Here is a 1479-nt window from a genome sequence, read left to right on the forward strand (position 1 = left end):
CACTGACGGTTGGCTGGCGGTGTTTGGCGGTGGCGGAGGGATTTGAACCCTATCCAGCTAACCCGCCTGACCCGCAGCCAGCCTATCAAACTGCTGAAACACATCACGGTAGTTCAATCTAGTTATGTGTAACTGTGGGCAGATTGGAGGTTGTCCCGGGTCTCGTAGAAATTGAGGTGGCGGTCCCCCGCTCGTGACCTGCCGTGTGGTAGGTCTCGGGCGTTCCGCAAGAACACCAAGAGAAGGGGACCGTTATGAAGAAGAGTAGCCAGAACCGGGCCGGGGACGCGAGTGTGGCCGCGATTCCCGAGCAGGTGAGCGTGGCGATGGCCGAGATCGCCGAGAACATGTCCGAGGGCCTGCTGGCGCTGGCGGTCGGTGCGGGCCTGCAGGTCATGCAGACCCTGATGGAGGCCGACGTGACCGCGCAGGCCGGGCCGAAGGGCCGCCACAACCCCGGCCGCACCGCGGTGCGCCATGGCCACGAAAACGGGTCGGTGACCCTGGGCGGGCGCCGGGTGCCGGTGACCCGGCCGCGGGTGCGTGCCGCTGACGGCTCGGGCGAGTTGCCGGTGGCGTCTTATGAGCTGTTTAGCTCGACGGAGATCCTGGGCCGCATGGCGATGGAGAAGATGCTGGCCGGCCTGTCCACTCGACGCTACCCGGTCGGGTTGGAGCCAATCGGGCAGCAGATCGCCCAAACAGCCTCTGCGACAAGCAAGTCCGCAGTCTCCCGGCGGTTTGTGGCGATGACCGAAACCGCGCTGGCGGAGCTGCTCGCTGCGGATTTGTCCGGGCTGGATCTGGTGGCGCTGATGATCGACGGCGCGCACTTCGCCGAGTCCTGCTGTGTGGTGGCGTTGGGCATCGACATTGACGGGGTCAAGCACCCGCTGGCACTGGTGGAGGGCTCCACGGAAAATGCCACGCTGGTCACCGATCTGCTGGTGGATCTGCGGGAGCGAGGCATGGACGTCACCCGCCCGATGCTGGTGGGCCTCGACGGGTCCAAGGCGCTGCGCAAGGCGGTGATCGACGTGCTCGACCGTCCGGTCATCCAACGCTGCCAAATTCATAAGGTAAGAAACGTCAAAGACCATCTGCCGCAACGCCTTCGGTCCAGTGTAGGCCGCAAGATGACCGACGCCTACCACGCCGGATCGGCGCTCGAGGCCGAGGCAGCGCTGCTCGCGCTGGCCAAAGAGCTCGACCGCACCCACCCAGGCGCGGCGGCCAGCCTGCGTGAGGGCCTGGACGAGACCCTCACGGTCTTACGGTTAGGTGTGCCGCCCACCCTGGCCCGCACACTGCGCTCGACGAACTGCATCGAATCGATGATCTCGGTATGCCGCGAGCACGCCGGTAACGTCAAACGCTGGCGCGACGGGCAGATGGCGCTGCGCTGGTGCGCCGCCGGCATGGTTGAGGCCGGCAAGCAGTTCCGCCGGGTCAACGGTCACCTGCACCTACCGGCACTGC

Annotated in this window: 1 protein-coding gene; it reads left to right on the top strand. The window is 65.9% G+C overall.

From position 1 onward, the window contains the following. Positions 1–254: 254 nt before the first annotated feature. A partial coding sequence (locus AC2VON_RS19620; RefSeq protein WP_486954447.1) for an IS256 family transposase occupies positions 255–1479 on the top strand: 1225 nt, incomplete at its 3' end.

Source organism: Mycobacterium sp. TH-M82, from assembly GCF_057473605.1.